General features: G+C 73.6%; 14 protein-coding genes, 2 tRNA genes and 1 pseudogene. 6 read left to right on the forward strand and 11 right to left on the reverse strand.

The genetic code is table 11. The features are described from left to right. Positions 1-75: 75 nt before the first annotated feature. The 3 genes from ACME2J_RS15445 to ACME2J_RS15455 form a co-directional block, all read right to left on the reverse strand. Entirely contained in the window at positions 76-1,848 is a 1,773-nt protein-coding gene (locus tag ACME2J_RS15445; protein ID WP_495545825.1) for a glycine-rich protein, read from the reverse strand. An 84-nt stretch (positions 1,849-1,932) separates the two neighbouring features. Next, positions 1,933-3,327, reverse strand: a complete 1,395-nt coding sequence (locus ACME2J_RS15450) for a rhodanese-like domain-containing protein (protein ID WP_495545826.1) — start codon at positions 3,325-3,327, stop codon at positions 1,933-1,935. A gap of 75 nt (positions 3,328-3,402) precedes the next feature. Next, positions 3,403-3,484 (reverse strand) — tRNA-Leu (locus ACME2J_RS15455). A gap of 77 nt (positions 3,485-3,561) precedes the next feature. Between ACME2J_RS15455 and ACME2J_RS15460 the strand changes: the two genes are divergently transcribed. The 3 genes from ACME2J_RS15460 to ACME2J_RS15470 all read left to right on the forward strand — a co-directional run bounded on the left by ACME2J_RS15460 (position 3,562) and on the right by ACME2J_RS15470 (position 4,676). Further along, on the forward strand, positions 3,562-4,065 hold the full coding sequence (locus ACME2J_RS15460; RefSeq protein ID WP_495545827.1) for a hypothetical protein: 504 nt from the start codon (positions 3,562-3,564) through the stop codon (positions 4,063-4,065). Positions 4,066-4,086: 21 nt separating this feature from the next. Beyond that, a tRNA-Leu gene (locus ACME2J_RS15465) sits at positions 4,087-4,170 on the forward strand. Positions 4,171-4,277: 107 nt separating this feature from the next. Continuing rightward, positions 4,278-4,676, forward strand: a complete 399-nt coding sequence (locus ACME2J_RS15470; RefSeq protein WP_495545828.1) for a TIGR03618 family F420-dependent PPOX class oxidoreductase — start codon at positions 4,278-4,280, stop codon at positions 4,674-4,676. Between the two features lie 48 nt (positions 4,677-4,724). Here the strand turns inward: ACME2J_RS15470 and ACME2J_RS15475 are convergent, their stop codons facing one another. Continuing rightward, positions 4,725-5,084 carry a nuclear transport factor 2 family protein gene (locus tag ACME2J_RS15475; RefSeq protein WP_495545829.1) on the reverse strand — a complete coding sequence of 120 codons (360 nt, stop codon included), beginning with the start codon at positions 5,082-5,084 and terminating at the stop codon, positions 4,725-4,727. Between the two features lie 105 nt (positions 5,085-5,189). Between ACME2J_RS15475 and ACME2J_RS15480 the strand changes: the two genes are divergently transcribed. Continuing rightward, positions 5,190-6,146, forward strand: coding sequence for an AfsR/SARP family transcriptional regulator (locus ACME2J_RS15480; RefSeq protein WP_495545830.1), 957 nt, complete (start codon positions 5,190-5,192; stop codon positions 6,144-6,146). Positions 6,147-6,150: 4 nt separating this feature from the next. Here ACME2J_RS15480 and ACME2J_RS15485 read toward each other — a convergent pair whose 3' ends face one another. Continuing rightward, on the reverse strand, positions 6,151-6,543 hold the full coding sequence (locus ACME2J_RS15485; RefSeq protein WP_495545831.1) for a sensory rhodopsin transducer: 393 nt from the start codon (positions 6,541-6,543) through the stop codon (positions 6,151-6,153). A gap of 213 nt (positions 6,544-6,756) precedes the next feature. On the opposite strand from ACME2J_RS15485, the gene ACME2J_RS15490 reads away from it, so the two are divergent. After that, positions 6,757-7,767 carry an SDR family oxidoreductase gene (locus ACME2J_RS15490; protein ID WP_495545832.1) on the forward strand — a complete coding sequence of 337 codons (1,011 nt, stop codon included), beginning with the start codon at positions 6,757-6,759 and terminating at the stop codon, positions 7,765-7,767. A 63-nt stretch (positions 7,768-7,830) separates the two neighbouring features. Here ACME2J_RS15490 and ACME2J_RS15495 read toward each other — a convergent pair whose 3' ends face one another. The 6 genes from ACME2J_RS15495 to ACME2J_RS15520 form a co-directional block, all read right to left on the reverse strand. Beyond that, complete coding sequence (locus ACME2J_RS15495; RefSeq protein ID WP_495545833.1) at positions 7,831-8,031, reverse strand: zinc ribbon-containing protein; 201 nt, start codon at positions 8,029-8,031, stop codon at positions 7,831-7,833. Between the two features lie 3 nt (positions 8,032-8,034). After that, positions 8,035-11,100, reverse strand: coding sequence for an FAD-binding and (Fe-S)-binding domain-containing protein (locus ACME2J_RS15500; protein ID WP_495545834.1), 3,066 nt, complete (start codon positions 11,098-11,100; stop codon positions 8,035-8,037). Beyond that, positions 11,097-12,200 (reverse strand): enolase C-terminal domain-like protein, encoded by a 1,104-nt coding sequence (locus tag ACME2J_RS15505; protein WP_495545835.1) that lies wholly within the window; start codon positions 12,198-12,200, stop codon positions 11,097-11,099. The genes ACME2J_RS15500 and ACME2J_RS15505 overlap by 4 nt, the downstream gene beginning before the upstream one ends. A 27-nt stretch (positions 12,201-12,227) precedes the next feature. Beyond that, positions 12,228-14,015: a thiamine pyrophosphate-requiring protein gene (locus ACME2J_RS15510; RefSeq protein ID WP_495545836.1), complete on the reverse strand. Its 1,788-nt coding sequence runs from the start codon at positions 14,013-14,015 to the stop codon at positions 12,228-12,230. A gap of 94 nt (positions 14,016-14,109) precedes the next feature. Next, complete coding sequence (locus tag ACME2J_RS15515) at positions 14,110-14,883, reverse strand: inositol monophosphatase family protein (protein ID WP_495545837.1); 774 nt, start codon at positions 14,881-14,883, stop codon at positions 14,110-14,112. After that, complete coding sequence (locus ACME2J_RS15520; RefSeq protein ID WP_495545838.1) at positions 14,880-16,277, reverse strand: amidase; 1,398 nt, start codon at positions 16,275-16,277, stop codon at positions 14,880-14,882. Before ACME2J_RS15520 ends, ACME2J_RS15515 begins: the two co-directional genes overlap by 4 nt. A gap of 39 nt (positions 16,278-16,316) precedes the next feature. On the opposite strand from ACME2J_RS15520, the pseudogene ACME2J_RS15525 reads away from it, so the two are divergent. After that, positions 16,317-17,168, forward strand: a pseudogene (locus ACME2J_RS15525) (hypothetical protein); the annotation flags it as partial.

Below are 17,168 nucleotides of genomic sequence, written 5' to 3' on the forward strand. Positions count from 1 at the left end.
GTCGCCTTCGTCGCGGGCGTCCAGCGTCGGCACGGTGGTGGGCCTCCGCCCCGGTGCCGACGCCGGGCGCGCTCCCTACAGCGACCCGAGCACCTCGTACGACAGCAGCTCCCCTCGGATCCGCTCATCGAGGTCGCCGGTGAACGACACGTACGAGTGGACGACGCCGCGCCGTGCGGCGATCCCCGCGAGCACGTCGGCCGGGAGCGCCTCATCGAGCGACCACTCCCCGGCCTCGATCGGCGCCGTGAAGCGGAGCGTCCGCGTGCTCGCGAACCCCGGCGTGAAGAGGATCTCGACGCGCACGACGCCGCTCGCACGCCGCGCGACGGTGCCCGACGCGCGCAAGCGACCGCTCTCGATCACGGGGCGCGACGACGTGAGGGCCGCCTTCTGCGACGCGGCCCGCAGCCGCACGTACTGCGGCTGGGTGTCCGGGTCGCCGCGGTAGGTGAGCAGGACGATCCCGGTGCCCCTACCGGCCTGTCCGGCGTCGAGCGCCTTCGAGAACCGCACGCGGCGGTTCACCGCGTCGATCTCGGCATCACCCAGATCGACGACGCGCCCGTCCGCGAAGAGCTCGACGTCGACCGTCCCGGACGCGCGCGCGCTGATCGGCGCGAGGACGTCGAGGCGGCGGTCGGCGCGCCGCACGGTCGCGCGCTCGACCTCGAGCTTCGCCGGCTCGAGCATCGGGGGCGGCACGACCGCCGGCGCCGCGGGCGGCACCGGCGCCGGCGGCACGGGAGCGGGCGGCACGACGACCTCCGTGAACGTCGCCGTCACGGACCGCGCCTGGTCCATCGTCACCGCGCACGGCGCGGTCCCGGTGCAGCCGCCGCCGGACCAGCCGGCGAACTCGCTGCCCGCCCCCGGGGCCGCCGTGAGGGTGATGCCCGTGCCGTCGGCGACGAGCGTCGTGCAGGTCGGATGGGTCGCCGAGCCGGTCGTGCAGTCGATGCCGGCGGGCGCCGAGGTGACGACGCCGGTGCCCGTCCCGGTCGTCGCGACGTCGAGGCGCGAGTCGTAGACGACGGTCGCGAGCCCCGCGCCCGTGCGGACGCCGGTCTCGAAGACCGTCCCCATGGGCCCGAAGCCCGAGCCGCCGCCCCCCGCGTGCGACCCGGCGGCGCCGCCACCGCCGTAGTAGCCGCCCCCGCCGCCGCCGCGAAAGAGCCCGCTCCCGAGATCCGCGTCGCCGCCCTGCCCGAGAGTCCCGGGGCTCGCGCCGGTCCCGCCCGCACCGCCGGCGGACTGGGTCCCGCCCTTCCCGTTGAGCGTCGTGCTCCCGCAGCTGCCGTCGTCGACGTCCGGCTGACCGTCGGAGCCGAGGAGACCGCCGCCGGCGCCGCCATCGGGCTCGTCGCCCGGGCCCGAACAGCCGCCACTGCCGCCGCCGCCCCCGGCGACGAGGACGCGGTCGGTGAGCGCGGAGCCGCCGCGACGGACGTCGGTCGCGCCGCCCCCGCCGCCCGGGTAGGTGGTGAGCCCGCCGACGCCGCCGCCGTTGAAGCCGCCGGTCATCCCGCCGGCGCCGCCGACGCGGATCTCGAGCGTCTCGCCGGGGGTGAGCGGGAGCGTCGCCGTCGCCCGGCCCCCGCGGCCGCCGACCCCGAAGTCGACATCGAACGCCGTGCCGCCCTGGGCGCCGTGGAGGTCGAAGCGCGCCGAGGTGATCCCCGGCGGGACGATCCACGTCTGCGCCGCGCCGGTGGACGCGAACGTCTCGGTCGTGGCCTGCGCCTGAGGCGCCGCCGAGCCGATCCACGCGAGCATCGCCGCCGCGAGAAGCGTCGCGCGCGCTCGCGCGGGCGCTCCGGCGCCCGTCCGCCTTCCCAAGGTCCCCACCAGTCCAACGTACTGCAGGACGCGAGCGGCCCGACACGCCCGGCACGCCAGGTTCGCGCGCCTCGTCGGGCGCGCCGGGCGCGGCTACGACCGCGCGTCGGCGGGCTCGGGACCCTCGAGGGGCCAGCCCTGGTCGGCCCAGGTGCCGACGCCGCCGTCGGCGACGTGGATGACGTGGTCGGCGCCGTGGCGCCGCAGCAGCGAGGCGGCGACGGCGCTGCGCTGCCCCGACGAGCAGATCGCCGCCACCGGCTCGGACGGGTCGATGCCCTCGGGGATCGCATCGATGTCGTGGTAGGGCGCATGGACCGCGCCGGGGATGTGCCCGCTGCGCCACTCGTCCTCCTCGCGCACGTCGAGGATCTGGACCTCGTCGGCCCGCTCGTGCAGCGCGTGGACGTCGATGCGCTCGAGGCTCTCGGTCGGGCGCTTCTCCTCGCGCCAGCTCGTCATGCCGCCGGCGAGGTAGCCGGCGACGCGGTTGATCCCGACCGACGCCGCGAGGTGCGCGGCGTGGAGAGCGTCCTCGTCGTCGCGGCCGATGAGCACCACCGGCTGGTCGCGGTCCGCCACCCAGGCGAGCTTCGTGCCGAACCCGGCGCGCACCGCCGGATTGCAGACGGCGCCGGGGATGTGCGCGTCGTCGAACTGGAGGTCCGTGCGCACGTCGACGAGGAGCGCGCCGCCGCTGCGATGCGCGTCGACCTGGCAGGGCGTGAGCGGCTCGGCGTCCGCGCGGTGGCTGCCCAGCGGCCCCCGGTTGATCGCGACGATGGCCTCGAAGTTCGGCGGCTGAGGCCCGAGACCGGCAGTCGCCCTCTCGACGAAGTCGTCCTCGTCCTCGATGCGCAGGAGCTCGTTGTTGGCTCGCTCGAAGGCGATCGTGGACGAGACCTTCATGTCCATCCCGGGCCCGCCGCACAGCGACCCACCGAGGTGGCCCGGCCACACCTCGCACTCGCCCGGCAGCGTGAGGAGCTTCTCGTGCAGCGAGCGGAAGATGCCGTGGGCGCCCTCGGCCTCGTCGACGGCGAGGTCGGGGCGGGCGGTGTCGCCGACGAACAGGCTGTCCCCGGTGAGCACCGCCCACGGCTCGGAGCTGCGGGCGGTGTCGATGAGAGCGAACGCCGTGTGCTCCGGGCGGTGGCCGGGCGTGTGCAGGGCGCGGACGGTGACGCCTCCGAGCTGCACCTCCGAGCCGTCGTCGAGCGGCTCGTGGTCGTAGTCGGGCTCGGCGAGGCGGTGGATGTGGATGCGTGCGCCCGTCGCGGCGGCGAGACGACCGTGGCCCGACACGTGGTCCGCGTGGTTGTGCGTCTCGAGGACGTGCTCGATGCGGACGCCCATGTAGCGGGCGAGGCGCAGATACTCGTCGATGTCCAGCCTGGGGTCGACCACGGCGGCGACGCCGGCGTCCTCGTCGCCGACGAGGTAGGACGCGCACCCGAGGTCGTCGTGCGTGACTTGACGGAAGATCATGCCGAGCCGCTTCTGCCCGGATCACCGGCGTAGAAAACGACGACCGGTCGGCACCGGGACGGACGGGCCATCCCATGCGGGCGGAGGGACTCGAACCCCCACGGCTTGCGCCACCAGGACCTAAACCTGGCGTGTCTACCGGTTCCACCACGCCCGCGGGCGTGGGAGAGCATCGCATCGCCGAGATGCAGAGTGCCCCACGACGCCGGAGATCGGGGTAGAGTCGTCGGCGTCATGTCCGAAGCCGCGTACCGAGACGACGTCGTCATCGAGCATCCCAACCGGGACAAGGCCGCGAGCAAGGCCACGAAGGCGACCGTCATCCTCCTCCTCCTCGCCTCGGCGGGCCTGGTGGGAATCATCACCATCGGCGGCTGGGACGCGCTCGAGGGCATGCAGGCGCTGCAGATCGCCTACATCGCGCTCTACCTCGTCATGGCGTTCTACGTCGCGCAGTGGAACCGGGGCATCCTCCCCGTCGCGGCGGCGGCCGCGGTCATCATGGCGATCTTCGCGGGCGTCGCCGCCCCCGAGTGGTTCGCGCGGGACAAGGACGGCTACACCGACCCGGCGCTGCCGGCCGAGCTCCTCGGCATGCTCACCGTCGCGCTCATCCCCGTCCAGGCCTTCCTCGTCGCGTTCGCGATGCGCGGGTTCTCGCAGGCGTGGAACGTCGAGGTCGAGCGCTACGCCGACGGGTCGACGGTCGACCCGGGCGGGGAGCCCGTCACCGCGTAGGTACCATCGTCCGGCCTCCGGGCCCGGATGCTGGAACCGGTAGACAGGGCGCTCTCAAAAAGCGCTGCCCCTCGGGGCGTGTGGGTTCGAGTCCCACTCCGGGCACTCGTGCGCGGCCGCTGAGCCCTCCGGCCCGCTCGTGCGTATCGCGGTCGTGACGCTCGGGTATCCCGGGCCTCATCACCACCCCACCGCACGAGAGAGGAGCCCTCATGGCCATCGAAGGACGCGCACGCGAGCTGCTGGAGAAGCCGAACTTCGCGCACGTCGCGACGCTGCGCAAGGACGGCACGATCCACAACGTCCCCGTGTGGGTCGACGTCGACGGCGACGACGTCGTCCTCAACAGCGCCGAGGGGCGCGCATGGCCCTCGAACCTCGAGCGGACCGGCAAGGTCACCGTGACCGTGACCGACCGTGAGAACCCCTACGAGTACGTGTCGGTGACGGGCAGCCTCCGCGAGTCCTCGAAGGACGACGCCGACGACCACATCGACGCGATGGCGAAGAAGTACCTCGGCCAGGACACCTACCCGTTCCGTCAGCCGGGCGAGGTGCGCGTGAAGTACCGCGTCACGCCCGACCGCGTGGCCCATCACGCGGCGGGGTGAGCGCGCCGGGCCGCCGCGCCGCGCGAGCGGGCGGCGGCCCGTGGGGACTCAGGTGTCCCACGCCTGCACGACGGACTCACGTGCGATGCGCCCGTCGCGGAGCTCGGCCGTCGCCGAGCACCGCACGCGCGCGCCGTCAGGGTACGTGCAGGCGATCGAGTAGCCGAGCGCGTCGCCGTCGACCGCGACGCGATCGACGCGGTGCGTCATCTCGCGTCCGCAGACGTCCTCCAGGTGGGCGGCGATCGCCTCACGGCCCTCGATGCGACGCGGCCGGCTCGGCGGGTGCTCGGCGTCGACGATCTCGATCTGCGCGTCGGACGCATAGAGATCGACGAGGGTCGCGGGGTCGTGGCCCTCGATGCCGGCGCGCAGGGCGCCCGCGTCGAACCGGGTCGTCGTCGTCATGGAGCCTCCTCTCCTCTCGATCGGGAGAGGGAGGGTCCGCGGCCGGCGTCATCGCAGCGTCAATCGATCGCAACCTTCGTCGAGCAGGCGTACAGTGGGCCGGTCATGCGCGTGGGTGTGCTCGGTGAGCTCGTCGTCGAGGTCGCCGGCCGCGAGGTCGGCGCCCCCGCGAGTCGCCGCGCCTGGGAGGTCCTCGCCTGGCTCGCCGTCCACCCCGGTCCGCAACCGCGAGGTCGCCTCGCCGGGACGCTCTGGCCCGACGTCCTCGACGAGTCCGCCCGCGCCTCGCTGCGAAGCGCCCTGTGGGCGCTCCGTCGCGCCCTCGGGCCCGACGGTGCCGGTGCCGTCGTCACCGATCGCGACCACATCGCGCTGAGGTGCGAGACCGACCTCGGGAGCTTCGACGCGCTCCTGGAGTCCGGCGACCCCTCCGCCGCCGTGGCGCTGTGCCGCGGGCCCCTCCTCGCCGACCTCGACGCGGACTGGGTCCTCGAAGCGCGCGACGCGCACGCCGCCCGCCTCGGCGACGCCCTCTCCCGGCTCGCTGCGACCGCGGCGAGCCCGGACGACGCGGTCCGCTGGGCCCGGCGCCGGGTGGCCGTGGACCCGCTCGACGAGGCGGCCGCGCGCGACCTCATGTCGCTCCTCGCCGAGACCGGGAGACCCGCTGAGGCGCTCTCCGTCTACGACCGGCTCCGCGTCCGCCTCCGCGGAGCCTTCGGCCTCGCTCCGGCACCGGCGACGAGGGAGCTCGCGAGCGTGATCCGCGAGGACGGTGCCGCGGGCTGGCCCGGCGAGATCGTCGGACGGAGCGCCGTCCCCGCCGCGCTGCTCGACGACCGGGGCGGCCTCGCCGTGAGCTGCCCCGGCGCGGGTCTGCGCCTCGAGTGGCGGGTCGAGCCGGCGATCGGCGACGGCATCGACGTGACCCATCTCGACATCCACGTCGAGATGCCCTGCCGAGAGGCACCGGAGCGCGACGCGCGCCGGGTCGCCGTCGCCGCCGCGCTCGCGGCCCTCGAGCAGATCGCTCCCAGGAGCGCCGCTCGGGCGCGAAGGTGACCAGCTAGCCCACCGGGTGGGCCATCGTCGTGATGAGCGCGTTCTCCGCCTGACGCGAATCGAGGCGGGAGTGCTGCACGACGATCGGCACGCTGCTCTCGATGACGCTCGCGTAGTCGGTGCCGCGCGGCACGGGCTCGGGGTCCTCGAGGTCGTTGAAGCGGAGGTGGCGCGTGCGGCGCGCCGGGACCTCGACCTCGTAGGGCCCCACGGGCTCGCGGTCGCTGAAGTAGAGCGTGATGCGGACCTGCGCGTCCTCGGCGGAGGTGTTGAGGAGGCACGCGGTCTCGTGGCTCGTCATGTCGGGTGCCGGCCCCGTGCTCGACTCGGGGATGTGGCCCTCGGCGATCGCCCAGCGGCGGGCGCCGATCGCTCCGTCGGCTCCGTGGGAAGTCATGCCGCTCGCTACCCGTCGACGAGGCGAGGCATGCGAGGGGCGGCCCGCGCACCGGCGCCGGATGCCCGCCAGGCCGCGCAGCGGTGTCGTGCTCCACGACGTCCGCGCCGGCTCGGCACTCGGCGAGGACGCCTCCGCCCGCGAGCGCGCGCGCACGACCTGACCCCCGGCGCGGGGCGTTTTCGCGATGCCCCACCGGGCATCGGCTCCGCGATGAGCGAGAAGAACGAGCCGACGACCATCGCGATCACGGGCGCGGGGTCCGGCGTCGGGCGCGCCATCGTGCGCCGCTTCGCCCGGCCCGGCGCGAGGATCGGCCTCATCGGACGCAGCGAGGGGACGCTGCGGGCGGCGAAGGCCGACGTCGAGGCGGCGGGCGGCGAGGCGCTCGTCCTCCCGGCCGACGTCGCCGACCACGCCGCCGTCGACGCGGCGGCCGAGGCCCTCGAGGAGGCGTTCGGGCCGATCGACGTCTGGGTGAACAACGCGATGACGACGGTCTTCTCGTTCTTCGAGGACATCGACCCGGACGAGTACCGGCGGGCGACCGAGGTGACCTACCACGGGAGCGTCTGGGGGACGCGCGCAGCCCTGCGCCGGATGCTCCCGCGCGATCGCGGGACGGTCGTCCAGGTCGGCTCGGCGATGGCCTACCGCGGCATCCCGCTCCAGTCGCCCTACTGCGGGGCGAAGCAGGCGCTCAAGGGCTTCTTCGAGTCCGTCCGGTGCGAGCTGCGCAACCGCGGCTCGGAGGTCCACTTCACGATGGTCCAGCTGCCGGGCCTCAACACGCCCCAGTTCGACCACTGCCGTTCGAAGATGCCGAAGCACCCGATGCCCGTCCCGCCGGTGTACGAGCCGGAGGTCGCCGCGGATGCCGTCCACTGGGCGGCGCACCACAAGCGCCGCGAGGTGTGGGTCGGCGTGCCGACCGTCTACACGATCCTCGGCAACCGGATCGCGCCGTGGCTCGCCGAGCGCTACCTCGCGCGGACCGCGGTGAGCGGCCAGCAGACCGACGGCGACCCGGCGCCGGAGAACGCGCAGGGCAACCTCTTCGACCCGGAGCCGCTCGGCGACCCGGGCTCGCGCGGCCGCTTCGACGACATGGCCCACGACCGGTCCGTCCAGTGGTTCGCCTCGCGGCATCGCCGGGCGCTGCTCGGCGGCGCGCTCGCCGCCGCGGCCGCGGCAGCGGGTGGCGCGGTCGCCGCCCGCAGCTGACGAGAACCCCATCCCCCTCTGACGAAACTCACGCTCAGCGTGAGTTTCGTCAGGGTGGGTGGGTCAGGCGGACTCCCAGCGGTCCGCCTGGCAGCTCGGGCACACCGGGAGGTTGGTGACGGTCCCCGGCTCCTTCTCGATCTCCTCGCCGCAGGCGAGACAGCGGAACGTGCCGCCGGTCACCGTCTCGCCCGAGAGGAACGGCTGCTCCCGCGCGTAGGTCGACTTCATCGACCGGTCGTCCGACGTCCAGGGCGCATCCACGGCCTACCTCCTCCCCGCCGCGACGGCCGTCGCGCCGATCGCCGCGGCGGCGGTGGCGCCGGCGGCGACGAGCGCCGCTCTGCGGCCGTTGCCGCCATCGAGCTCGACATCGGGGTACTCGCGCTCGGGGTGCGGGCCGCTCACGCCCTCGTCCGGGTGCTCCATCGCCATCTTCAGCACCTGGGCGGTGTGCAGCGGCCGGCGGTCGGAGAGCTGCTCGACCTGCGTCTTGCACGAGAACCCATCGCTGATGATCAGGGTGTCGCCGTCGGCGTCCTCGACGAGCGGCAGCAGGCGCTCCTTCGCGATCGTCACCGACACCTCGTGGTGGCCGTCCTCGAAGCCGAACGAGCCGGCGAGGCCGCAGCAGCCCGAATCGAGGACCTCGGCGTCGAGCCCCATCCTCGTGTAGAGCTCCATGTCGGCGTCGGAGCCGGCGGTCGCCTCCTGGTGGCAGTGGACGTGGACGAGCGCCTTGCGGTCGAGGTGCGGAGGCTGCCAGCCCTCCGGCGCATGCTGCACGAGCACCTCGGAGAGGGTGAGGGTCTGCAGGGCGAGCCTCTTGGCGTCCTCGTCGTGCGGGAAGAGGTTCGGCAGCTCGTCGCGGAACGCGGCGACGCAGCTCGGCTCGATCCCGACGATCGGGACGCCGGCGCGGATGTGCGGGCGCAGCTCGTCGAGCATCCGCCGCCAGAAGCCCTTCGCGAGGTCGAGCATCCCGTAGTCGTAGAGCGGCCGTCCGCAGCACAGCGCCGCCTGCGGGACCTCGATCTTGAAGCCCGCCGCCTCGAGGACCTCGACCGTCGCCTTCAGCGGCTCCGGATGCAGGAAGTTGTTGAAGGTGTCGGGGAAGAGGACGACCGGCACGCCGTTCGGATTGACCTCGCCACGCCCCGCGTACCAGTCCTTGAACGTCTCGTGCGCGAACGGCGGCATCTCGCGCTCCGGGGCGATCCCTCCGAGCTTCTTCACGGCCGTCGAGATCACCGGCGCATGCGTCAGGCGGTTGGCGAGCCGCGGGACCTTCGAGGCGAGCCGCGCCCACAGCATGATGAGGCCCATCGAGTACGCCTCCGGCGGCCGCAGGCGACCCTTGTAGTACTTCGAGAGGAACTCCGCCTTGTAGGTCGCCATGTCGACCTGGACCGGGCAGTCCGTCTTGCAGCCCTTGCACGAGAGGCAGAGGTCGAGCGCCTCGTGGACCTCGTCGGAGCGGAACCCGTCCGTGATCGTGTCGCCCTGCAGCATCTCGTAGAGGGCGCGGGCCCGGCCGCGGGTCGTGTGCTTCTCGTCCCGCGTCGCGACGAAGCTGGGGCACATCGTGCCGCTCGAGTCGTCGCGGCACTTCCCGGCCCCGACGCAGCGCAGCGCCGCGTGCGGGAAGCTGCCGCCGTCCTCCGCGTAGGCGAAGTGCGTCTTCACCTGCGGCGGGGCGTAGTCGGCGCCGAGCTTGAGGTTCGAGACGATCGGATACGGGTCGACGACCTTGTGCGGGTTCATCCGGTTGTCCGGGTCCCAGATCGCCTTGAACTTCTCGAACGCCTCGCACAGCTCGGAACCGAACATCTTCGGCAGCAGCTCGGCGCGCTGCTGTCCGTCGCCGTGCTCGCCGGAGAGCGAGCCTCCGTAGCGGACGACGAGGTCGGCGGAGGCGTCCATGAACCGCCGGTAGGTGTCGATGCCCCCGGCGCTGCGGAGGTCGAAGTTGATGCGGCAGTGGACGCAGCCATCGCCGAAGTGGCCGTAGAGCGCGGCGTCGTAGCCGTGCTCGTGCAGGAGCTCCTTGTACTCGCGCAGGTAGTCGCCGAGCCGGTGCGGCGGGACGGCGGCGTCCTCCCAGCCCGGCCAGTGGTCGCGCTCCATCGGGACGTACGCGGTCGCGCCGAGCCCCGACTCGCGGATCTCCCACACCCGCCGGTTCTCCGTCGGGTCGTCGATGAGCTTCATCGTCGGCGCGTCGTCCGTCTTCTCGAGGAGCTCCATGCACTTCCGCGCGCGGTCCTCCGCGCCCTCGATGTCGCGACCGGCGAACTCGACGAGGAGGAAGCCCGTCCCCTGTGGCAGCAGCGGGATGTCGGACTCGTGCATCCCCCGCTTGTGCATGTCGTCGATGAGCTTGTGGTCGATCGCCTCGAGCCCGACGGGCCCGAACTCGAGGATGTCGGGGACGTGGTCGGCGGCGTGGAAGATGTCCTCGTAGCCGAGGACGAGGAGGGCGCGGGCGGGCGGGCTGTAGACGAGGCGCACCGTCGCCTCGAGGACGGTCGCGAGCGTCCCCTCGGAGCCGACGAGCGCCCGGGCGACGTTGAAGCCGTTCTCCGGCAGGAGCTCGTCGAGGTTGTAGCCCGAGACGCGTCGCGGGATGTCCGGATACCGCTCCCGGATGAGGTCGGCGTACTCGTCGCGGAGGTCGCGCATCGCGCGGTAGATCTCGCCGCGCCGGCCGCCCGAGGCGATGATGCGCTCGAGCTCGTCCTCGCTCGTCGGCCCGACGCGCATGCGCTCGCCGTCGTAGGTGACGATCTCGAGCTCGTGGACGTTGTCCGACGTCCGCCCGGCCATCACCGAGTGGATGCCGCACGAGTTGTTGCCGATCATGCCGCCGAACGTCGCGTACTCGTGCGTCGAGGTGTCGGGCGCGAAGGTGAGCTCGTGCGGCTCCGTCGCCGCGGCGAGCTGGTCGCGGATGACGCCCGGCTCGACGCGCGCGCGCCGGCCCTCGACGTCGACCTCGACGATCCCGCGCATGTGCTTCGACGTGTCGACGACGACCGCCGCGTTCGTCGTCTCGCCGGAGAGGCTCGTCGCCGCTCCGCGCGGGAGGACGGGCGCGCCGTGGCGGTGGCACACCTCGACGGCGGCGACGACGTCCTCGGCGTCGCGCGGGATGACGACCCCGATCGGCTTCTGCCGGTAGTTCGACGAGTCGTGCGAGTAGATCGCGACGTCGCCGGCGCCGAAGCGGACCTCGCCCGCCATCGCCTCGCGCAGGTCGCGCTCGAGCGCGTCGCGGTCGATGTCCTCGACGCCCTGCGGGCCGCGCATGCGATGGCCGTCGACTGCTGTCACGGGGTGTCCTCCTCGTACTGGCCGGCGGACGAGCTGAGCGACAGCCCGTGCCCCGGCGCGTCGGGATCGGGCTGCAGATACCCGTCCTGCGGGTCGCGCGTGCCGTCGAAGAGCTCGCGCTCGACCCGGACGTGGTCGTGGAAGTACTCGATGTGCGCGATGGTCTCGACGGCGCAGCAGACGTGCGCGCTCACCGCGGGGGCGCAGTGCGCCGAGAGCGGCTTGCTCCGCGCGCGGCAGAGAGCGTCCGCGCGGACCATCGTCGTCACGCCGCCGCAGCGCGTGACGTCGGCCTGGAGGATGTCGACGCAGTCGGCGAGGTCCTCGAGCTGCGGCAGGTCCCACTCGTACTCGCCGGCGGCGATCGACATCCCCGCCGGCCCGCGGTCGCGGAGGAAGCGCAGCCCCTCGCGGTTCTCGGAGGACACGGGCTCCTCGAAGTACGAGACGCCGTACTCGGCGTAGACCTCGGCCCACTTCAGCGCGTCCTTGGGCGTGAAGGCGCCGTTGGCGTCGACGTAGAGCTCGACGTCGTCTCCGATCGCCGAGCGCGCGAGGCGCAGGCGGTCCGGGTCCTCGTCCGGGCGTCGGCCCACCTTCATCTTCACCCGGCGGATGTCCATCTCGATCCAGCCCTCGAGCTCCTCGACGAGCCGCTCGGGAGGGGAGGAGGTGAAGCCGCCGCTCCCGTAGATCGGCACCCGCTCGTGGAAGCGCGGCAGCACGTCCGCGAGGGGCACGCCGAGCAGACGCGCCTTGAGGTCCCAGAGAGCGATGTCGACGGCGCTGATCGCCATCGCCCCGACCCCGGGGCGGCCCGCGTTGCGCAGCTTGTACTGCATCGCCGCCCACGCCCCGGCGGGACGCGTCGCGTCCGCGCCGGTGACGAGGTCGGCGAGCTTCGAGCGGATGAGGGTCGCGACCGCCGCGTCGCCGTAGGTGTAGCCGAGGCCGGTCTCGCCCCCGGCGGACACCTCGACGACGACCGCGGTCGTCGAGTCCCAGGTGAACGTGCCGTCGCTCTCCGGCTCGTCCGTCGGGACGGTGAACGCCCGGACGTCGACGTGCTCGACGCGCGGTGCGGCGGTCGTCACGGCCATGCGGCTCTCGCCCCCTCGCGGTTGCGCCTACCGGTTCGCGAACTCCTTCAGCTTGCCCTTGAAGGACTGCTTGATGATGCGGCCGGCGTTCTCGTCGCCGCCGAGGAGCGCCTTGCCCATCGACATCGCCTGATCCATCTTGATGTGCGGCGGCAGCGGCGGGTACTCGGGGTCGGTGACCGCCTCGAACACGACGGGACGGCCCGCGCTCAGCGCCTCGTCCCACGCGGCGCCGACCTGCTCGGGGTCCTCGACCTTGATGCCCTTGAGGCCGAGCAGCTCGGCGTATCCGGCGTAGTCGAAGTCGGGCAGGTTCTGCGACATCTCGAGCTTCGGGTCACCCGCGAGGACGCGCTGCTCCCACGTCACCTGGTTGAGGTCGTGGTTGTTGAGCACGAGGACGACGAGCTGCTTGTTCGGCCAGTCCTTCCAGCGGTGCGCGATGTCGATGAGGGCGTTGATGCCGAGCATCTGCATCGCGCCGTCACCGAGCGAGGCGATGACCGGCCGGTCCGGGCAGGCCACCTTCGCCGCGAGCGCGTACGGGACTCCGGGGCACATGGTGGCGAGCGTGCCGGAGAGCGCCGCCTTCATGCCCTTGCGGAGCTTGAGATGGCGCGCCCACCAGTTCGTCGCCGAGCCGGAGTCGGCGGTGAGGATGCAGTCGTCGGGCAGCCGCGGGCTGAGCTCGTGGAAGACCCGCGTCGGGTTCATGCCCTCGTCGGCCTTCTGCATCGCGCGGTCGGCGAGGATCTCCCACCAGCGCTCGACGTTCTGCTCGATCTCCTCGCGCCACGAGCGGTCCTGCTTGCGCTCGAGGTGCGGGAGGAGAGCCTGCAGCGTGTCCTTCGAGTCACCGACGAGCGAGACCTCCATCGGATAGCGGATGCCGATGAGGCGGGCGTCGAGATCGATCTGCACGCCGCGGGCCTCGCCGGGCTCGGGCAGCCACTCGGCGTAGGGGAAGCTCGTCCCGATCATCATGAACGTGTCGCAGCCCATGACCATCTCGTGGCTCGGCTTCGAGCCGAGGAGGCCGATCGGCCCGGTGACGAACGGGAGGTCGTCGGGGAGCGCGTCGCGGCCGTTGAGCGCCTTCGCGACGCCGGCGCCGAGCGTGTCCGCGAGCTCGATCACCTCGTCGGCGGCGCGGGCCGCGCCCTGGCCGATGAGGATCCCGACCTTCTCGCCGGAGTTGAGGACCTCGGCGGCCCGTGCGACCTCCTCGTCGGGCGGGACGACCTTCGACCGCAGCCGGTGGTCCGGAGAGGTGTAGACGACGCCGTGCTCGCGCGGCGGCTCCTCCCACTCCTTCTCCTGGATGTCGGCGGGGAAGATGACGCACGTCGGGGCGCGCGACGCGAGCGCGACCTGCATCGCCCGGTCGACGAGCTGACGGGCCTGACCGGGATGCATGCACGTCTGGACGAACTCGGAGCAGACGTCCTTGAAGAGCGTGTTGAGATCGACCTCCTGCTGGTAGTTCGCGCCGAGCGAGAAGGTCTTCTGCTGGCCGATGATCGCGACGACCGGCTGGTGGTCGAGCTTCGCGTCGTAGAGGCCGTTGAGCAGGTGGATCGCGCCGGGACCGGAGGTCGCCATGCAGACGCCGACGTCGCCGGTGAACTTCGCGTGCGCGGTCGCGGCGAAGGACGCGATCTCCTCGTGCCGGGTCTGGATGAACTCGACCTTGTCGCCGTGCTCGTGGAACCCGCCGAGCAGTCCGTTGATGCCGTCCCCGGGGTAGCCGTAGATCTTGCGGACCCCGTGCTCGTGGAGCCTCCTCAGCGTGTAGGCGCCGACGGTCTCGGACATCGTCATTCCCTTTCGTCGCGGTTCCGTGCTCGCGTCGCGCTACCCGAGTCCCCTCCGGGCAAACGCTGGGCGGACCGCGCCGCGGGCGGCGCGCTCAGACGAGCAGGTCGCGCAGCGGGGCGACGAGGCCGGCGGGCGCCACGAGGAGCCCCGCGGGCCGCCGTCCGCGGGCGGGGAGCCGCTCGACGGTGAGCCCGGCGGCGGCGCAGAGCATCTCCCCCGCCGCGGTGTCCCACACCTGGACGCCGAACTCGTAGTAGGCGTCGACGCGCCCGGCCGCGCACCAGGCGAGGTCGAGCGCGGCGCTCCCCGCGCGGCGGACGTCGCGGACGGCGGGGATGACGCGGCGGACGACCTCCGCCTGCTCCTCACGGACCCCGGTCTCGTAGCCGAACCCGGTCGCGACGAGCGCGGTCCCGAGGTCGTCACGCGTGCTCGCCGCGAACGGGCGGCCGCCGAGCTGCGGCGCCGCACCCGCGGCGACCGTGAACCACTCCTCGCGCATCGGGTCGTAGACGACGCCCGCGACCCCCTCGCAGCACACGCTGACGCACCACTGCGGGATGCCGAAGAGGAAGTTCACGGTCCCGTCGAGCGGGTCGACGATCCACCGCAGCCCCGACGTCCCCTCGACGTCGTCGCCCTCCTCGCCGAGGATCGCGTCGTCCGGGCGCTCGGCGGCGAGGACGTCGCGGATCGCCCGCTCGGCGGCGAGATCGGCCTCGCTCACGAGGTCCGTCTCGCTCGACTTCGTCGCGACCGCCTGCTCTCCGCCGGCGACGAACCGAGCGCGCAGCAGCTCGCCCGCCTCGCGGGCGGCGTCGACCGCGACCGCGAGGATCGCGTCGGCGTCGACCCCGGCGCTCACGTGAGAGCCGGGCGGCGGTCCGCCCAGGGTCGGGCGTTCTCGATCTGAGCCGCGAGACCGACGAGCGTCGCCTCGCAGCGCACGGAGGCCGCGAGCTGCACCCCGAGGGGCAGGCCGTCGTCGTCGGTGCCGGCGGGGACGGCGCAGGCCGGGAGGCCGGTGACGTTCCACATCGGGGCGAGAGCCAGCCGGCGCGGCGACTCGAAGAGCCATCTGGCCACGCCGGCGGTCTGCAGCTCGCCGACGCGGTACGGCCCGTCGCACGCCATCGGCGTGAGGACGACGTCGACGTCCTCGAAGATCGCCGTGATGCGGCGCACCTGCTCGGCCTCGTCGGCCCGGGCCCGGGCGACGAGGGCGTCCGGGAGGGCTCGGCCGATCCGGGCGAGGGCCCGCGTGCGGCGCTCGAGGCGCTCGGGGTGCGGCATCGCGCGGGCGACGTCGTCGGCGATCCCGCGGAGCACCCGGATGAACGAGTCGGTCCCGAGGGTGAGCGGGATGTCGAGGTCGCGCTCGACGACGTCGTGCCCGAGGTCGCGGAGCAGGGCCCCGGTGCGCTCCCACGCCGCCCGCTCCTCGCGGCCGACCCGCGCCAGGAGGCCCGGCGGGATCCTGTCGCTCATCGCGACCCGCAGGCGCCCGGGGCGCGCGTCGCGGGCGACCGCGGCGTACCCGTCTCCCGGTCCGGACGTCGACGCCGCCGCGTCGAGGAAGAGCGCGGCGTCCTCGACGCGTCGCGCGAGCGGCCCGAAGACGCTGAGTCCCTGCCAGCAGTCCGAGGCCGGGTCGAGGGGCACGAGGTCCCGCGTCGGCTTGATGCCGAAGAGACCCGTCCACGTCGAGGGCATGCGGATCGACCCCGCCCCGTCCGACCCCAGGCCGACGCCGGCGAGGCCGGCGGCGACCGCGGCGGCCGTGCCGCCGCTCGACCCTCCCGGGGTGCGCGTGAGGTCCCACGGGTTGCGCGTCGCGCCGTGCGTGAGCGACTCGGTCCAGGGGCACGAGGTCATCTCGGGCACGTTCGTCTTCCCGACGACGACGGCGCCCGCCGCGCGCAGACGCGCGACCACCGCGCCGTCCTCCTCCTTGGGGGGCCCGTGCGCGGCCGTGCCCCACGCGGTCACCTCACCCGCGACGTCGGCGTCGTCCTTGATCGCGACGGGGACCCCGGCGAGGACGCCGAGCGGGTCCCCCGCGGAGCGCCGCGCGTCGATGGCGTCCGCCTCGCGCCGGGCGGAGTCGGCGAGGACGACGCGGTAGGCGTTGAGGCTCGGCTGGAGCCGCTCGATGCGCTCGAGCGTCGCGTCGACGAGCTCGCGGGCGGACACCTCGCCGCGGGCGACGAGGCGGGCCTGCTCGGCGGCTCCCGCGAAGGTGAGGTCGGTGGCGTCCACGGCGAGAGACTACCTCCGCCGTTAGCATCGCCCGGTCCCATGGGCCCGGCCGAACTCGTCACCGCACTCGCCGCGATCCCCGGCCGCGTCGCGGGATCGGACGCGGAGCGTCGCGCGGCGCGGCTCCTCGCCCGCGAGCTGCGGTCCCGCGGCCGCCGCCCGCGGGTCGAGACGCTGTGGGTCCGGCCCGCGTGGCCGGCGGCCGTCGTCGCGGCCGCGATCCTCGGCGTCGTCGGGACGGTCATCAGCGTCGACGACGCCGACGCGGCCCTCGTGCTCGTGGGCGCGGGCCTCCTCGTGCTCGCCGTCGAGGTCGCCGGGCTCCCGGTGGTCCGCCGGCTCACCTTCGAGCGCGCGACCCAGAACGTCGTGGCGCTCGACGAGAGGGACGCCCCCGTGCGCCTCGTCGTCACCGCCGCGGTCGACACTCCGCGGACCACGCCGCTCGCCCGTGGCCGCGTGGCCCGAGCGGGAGCCGCGATCCGCCGTCGTCTCGGTCCGCTCGCGCCGGGCCCCTACGCGATCGTCGCGGGCGCGCTCGTCGCGGCGCTCGTCCTCGTCGCGCTCCGCGCCCAGGGCGCCGACGGCGACGTCGTCGGCATCGTCCAGCTCGTCCCCGTCGCCGTCCTCATCGCTGCGCTCGGCGTCGCGCTCGACACGTGGACCGCACGCACGGGGCCGGGAGCGAGCGCGAACGCGAGCGCCTGCGCGGTCGCGCTCGAGCTCGTCGAGGCGCTCGACCGGCGGCCGCCGTCACATCTCGCCGTCGACCTCGTCCTCGCGGGGGCGGGCGAGTCCCACGCGCTCGGGTTCGGCGACTGGGCGCGGCGCCAGCGCCGGGGCGGCCGGCGCCCGGAGGAGGTCGCGGTCCTCGAGATCGGGCCCTGCGGC

The sequence above is a fragment of the Paraconexibacter sp. genome (genome assembly GCF_059438195.1).

What these genes read in the sequence shown, in the direction of transcription:
- ACME2J_RS15450 (WP_495545826.1), bottom strand. Translation starts at nt 3,327, where the DNA reads ATGATCTTCCGTCAAGTCACGCACGACGACCTCGGGTGCGCGTCCTAC.
- ACME2J_RS15460 (WP_495545827.1), top strand. Translation starts at nt 3,562, where the DNA reads ATGTCCGAAGCCGCGTACCGAGACGACGTCGTCATCGAGCATCCCAAC.
- ACME2J_RS15470 (WP_495545828.1), top strand. Translation starts at nt 4,278, where the DNA reads ATGGCCATCGAAGGACGCGCACGCGAGCTGCTGGAGAAGCCGAACTTC.
- ACME2J_RS15475 (WP_495545829.1), bottom strand. Translation starts at nt 5,084, where the DNA reads ATGACGACGACGACCCGGTTCGACGCGGGCGCCCTGCGCGCCGGCATC.
- ACME2J_RS15480 (WP_495545830.1), top strand. Translation starts at nt 5,190, where the DNA reads ATGCGCGTGGGTGTGCTCGGTGAGCTCGTCGTCGAGGTCGCCGGCCGC.
- ACME2J_RS15485 (WP_495545831.1), bottom strand. Translation starts at nt 6,543, where the DNA reads ATGACTTCCCACGGAGCCGACGGAGCGATCGGCGCCCGCCGCTGGGCG.
- ACME2J_RS15490 (WP_495545832.1), top strand. Translation starts at nt 6,757, where the DNA reads ATGAGCGAGAAGAACGAGCCGACGACCATCGCGATCACGGGCGCGGGG.
- ACME2J_RS15505 (WP_495545835.1), bottom strand. Translation starts at nt 12,200, where the DNA reads ATGGCCGTGACGACCGCCGCACCGCGCGTCGAGCACGTCGACGTCCGG.
- ACME2J_RS15510 (WP_495545836.1), bottom strand. Translation starts at nt 14,015, where the DNA reads ATGTCCGAGACCGTCGGCGCCTACACGCTGAGGAGGCTCCACGAGCAC.